Annotated in this window: 1 protein-coding gene and 1 pseudogene; both read right to left on the bottom strand. The window is 59.1% G+C overall.

Features of this window, described 5'->3' with window-relative positions; genetic code table 11:
- Window positions 1-270: 270 nt before the first annotated feature.
- The gene (locus WA989_RS06490) at window positions 271-2,943 is read right to left on the bottom strand and encodes a TonB-dependent receptor domain-containing protein (protein ID WP_424339691.1); all 2,673 of its coding nucleotides are present in this window, start codon (window positions 2,941-2,943) and stop codon (window positions 271-273) included.
- 102 nt (window positions 2,944-3,045) lie between these two features.
- Window positions 3,046-3,688 (bottom strand): annotated as a pseudogene (locus WA989_RS06485) (hypothetical protein); the annotation flags it as partial.

Below are 3,688 nucleotides of genomic sequence, written 5' to 3'. Positions count from 1 at the left end.
GGCAAGGGCCGTGGCTGATGCGCGGCGACGGTCGGCCCCGGCGCAATCACCAGCCAGCTCAACTTTGCCACCAGGAAGGCAATCACAATCACGAGTGCAAATTCCGTCACCACACGCGCGGCCCCGCTCAACCTCAATACCCGGCCCGAAAGGGTGTTCAGTCCCTCAGTCATCATTGCATCTTTCTTGACGAGCGCAGCCTCCCCTTGCAGCGCCTGTCATCCCCGATATGGACCGCCGCGGTTACCTCCGGCGGGTCATGTCACGCCGCTAAAATCGGCGCTTGAGGCCAAGAGACACAGTTGTGCCGATATTGTAAACATCAACGTCCACACGGTCTCCGCCGCGTTCCTGATAGGCTTCGTATTCTTCGCCGAGCAGGTTTTGCACCTTGAACGAGAACTCATAGTCGCCCCCGCGCAGATCAAACCCCTGATTCCAGACAAAATCCACCGTGATCGGCGGCTCTTCAATGATGGCGGGGATGTTGAGGGCAAGCGCTTCACCTGACCGGATCCGCTCGCTCGCATAGTTGAACAGAAGGTTCGCTTCGGTGCGCGCATCAGGGTCTTCATAGAGCAGCTGCAGATTGAACAGGTGTTCCGACTGACCCTGAAGACGCCGGCCATCCTCGATCAGGCCTGCACCCGGAAGGAGGAACGGCGTCGGATTGAGCGGCTGCTGGTTGGTAACCACGCATTCGTCCGGGAACTGAAGGCAGAACTGCGTTGAATTCAGCCCGAGATCGACCGGATTACGACCGGCGCTGACTTCTGAATCGGACCAGGTGTAATTCGCCTTCATCGTCAGGTCGCGGTCGCCGAACCATTCCCAGCCAAAGCGGTCGAACAGCGGCAGGACCTGCTCATACTCGATCTCGGCGCCAAACAGCTCGGCGCTCGGCACATTGATAAAGGTGGTCTTGGGCGTATCGCCTGTGCGCTGGTTAATCTCCTCGATCGGGCGCTCCATGTCCTTGTAGAACAGACCAAGCGTAACGAACTGGTCACGGCCGAAATAGTATTCAGCGCGCACGTCATAGTTCTTGATCGATGCATTCACCAGGAACGGGTTGCCGAGGAAATTGACGTCGGTTTCGGTGTTCAGGAATTCGGTCGGTGCAAGTTCCCGGAATTGTGGGCGGGTCAGCGTCTCCGAGTAACCGGCACGCACCTGCAGGTCGTCGAACGGGTTCCAGGTCATCGTGACGGCGGGCAGAATGTCATATTCATAGTCGCAGCTGCCATCCGGCTCGCGGTCAACGCAGGCTTCGACAAAGTTCTGCGCCGGGTCAGACCCGATCACGATCGTATCGACCGCTTCGATCGCCCGCTCGTATCGCACACCGACGGCGCCGCGCAGGTAAGGGGTGATCTGCGTATCGAGACCGGCGTAGAGCGCGTCGACTTCCAGCGTCGCGATGTAGCGCTCGGGGAATGTATTGCCGCCGATCGAGGACGCATCGAGCTGGTCTGTCGCATAGAGATTGGCGAAGAGATAATCGATCCGTGTACTGGACACCGGGACGCCCTCAATCGCGAACAGGCGCGATGTGGCAAGCCGGTCATTCTCGACATAGGCATATCCGGCCTTCAGGTCCGTCTCGCAGAACCACGAACAGTCGCCCCCGAAGATGATGGGCAGTTCCAAATCGATGCCGAGATCGGTCGAGTCGTCATCGATCCGGCTGAAGGAGAAGGTGGTATCAGCGGAATTGGCGAGCGTCTGGAGGCCCTGCCCTGAATCCTGGTATAGGATCGAGAACTGGTAGGGTGCGTCGCGCAGCGCTTCGGAATAAGAAGCCCGCCACTCCACTTTCAGGTCAAACAGATCGGGGAAGAAATGCTCGCCCGAGACCTGCGTCGTCCAGAGCTGGCGCTCAAACCACTCGATATCGTCCTGACGCTCGAAATTGTCGTCGAAGTCGATGCCCTGTTCGGTGCGCGCTTCCTTGTCCGAGGATCGCGCGATGAGCGCCGTGCCACGGATCTCATGATTATCGAAAAGATCAAAACCGAGCGTGGCGAAGCCGTTCACCTTCACCGCATTATTGGTTGAATAGAGATCATTGTTGAAGCGAGCCGACAGGCCCTCGCCATCATTGTCGGCAAAGCCGCGTGTGCCTTTCCGGGTGGTCCAGGAATTGGAATAGGACGCGGCCGCTAGCAGGCCCATCGAGATATCATTGTTAAGATCATAGCGCTGACCACCGGTCGCGCTGAGGCTCATATTCGGCTGGACGATGCCTTCCTGAATGATCAGCAGCGAAGAATCCCCGGTGAGCGAGCGGGCAAAATTGGCGTCAACACCGCTCTCAGGGATCTGCGGCATGGTGCGCTTATTGTCAGAGATGCCAAGAAAATCGAGGTCGCCGCCATCATACAGCAGGCCATCCTGAAGCGTGGTTTCGGTATCGCCGGACACGGACGCAGAGACTTCGAAGAAGGATTCGTCCGGAACTGTCTTTGTGCGGATGTCTACGAGACCCCCGCCAAATTCACCGGGCAGATTGGGTGAGAAGGTTTTCTGGACGAGAATGCTGCGGAGGACCGAGGTCGGGAAGAGATCGAGCGGTGCAACCCGGCGCAGCGGCTCGGGGCTTGGCAGCGGCGATCCGTTCAGCGTCGCGCTTGAATAACGCTCATTGAGGCCGCGAACATAGACAAAGCGGTCCTGCGCGGTCGAGATGCCGGCCACGCGAGACAGGGCTGCAGCGGCATCGGCGTCGCCCGCGACCTGGAAATCACTGGCGTCGATCAGGCTCGATACTTCCGAAGTGGAGCGCTTTTCATCGGGGATGAACTGGCCGCGGACGACAACGCTTTGCTGGCGAAGCTCATCGCTCGCCTCCTCACCGGCATCCTGGGCGATGGCACCGGACAGGCAAACAATAGAGGCACTGCCCAGCAGCGCATAACGGACGTAACTTGCAGGTTTGATCATGTCTTCCCCCTCGGGAGAGAGAGGCCTGGCCTCTCATTGGAGCTGAATAAGGTGAGGCAGAGCAGCGATTTTCAGCTGCTCTGCCCCTGATTTTAAAGGGTCTTAGTTGGTGGTTTCTGCACCGTTCAGATCCACGGTCCAGCCAAGGAACCAGGTATCATTCGCGCCTTCGACGGCCCCGACATAGGTGGTCGCTTCAAGGCCATCGATGCCTGCAACGTCAAACACCGGAACGTTCGCTTCGGTCGTACCCGGAACCACGCCGGTCGCGCCCGGCACAAAGCTGAAGCCGCTCAGCGAATTGGTGCCCTCCACGATATTGTCGCCTGCCGCGAAGGCCGGAACACCGAGAGACGCATCGGCCGGATTGTCTCCGTCTGTTGCGAAATTATCCGTATTGTCGAGGAAGAGCGACTGGATATTCAGCGTCCCGTCATCAAAGTTGGCAAAGGTCTGATCACTGTCGACATCGAGACCGACCGACCAGTCGACAACAATGCCGTTGGCGATCGTGCCACGCGTCCCGCGGCGCAGAAGCACACCCTGCTGAGTGGCCGGATCGCCCGAATTGATCAGCGTGAAGTTGGACAGGTCTGGCGCGGAGATTGGCGTCCTGTCGTTATCGCCGTCGCGGTTGTCAGCTTCGATGCCGCGCGGATCGCCCGACATGCCGCCATCCGTGCCAGCTACACCCGGATAGGCAATCGCGTATTGCAGCGACCCCTGCCAGCCATCGGTCCAGTCG

The sequence above is a fragment of the Henriciella sp. genome (genome assembly GCF_049649345.1).
GTDB lineage: Bacteria > Pseudomonadota > Alphaproteobacteria > Caulobacterales > Hyphomonadaceae > Henriciella.
This window is presented reverse-complemented; position numbering and strand designations above follow the sequence as displayed.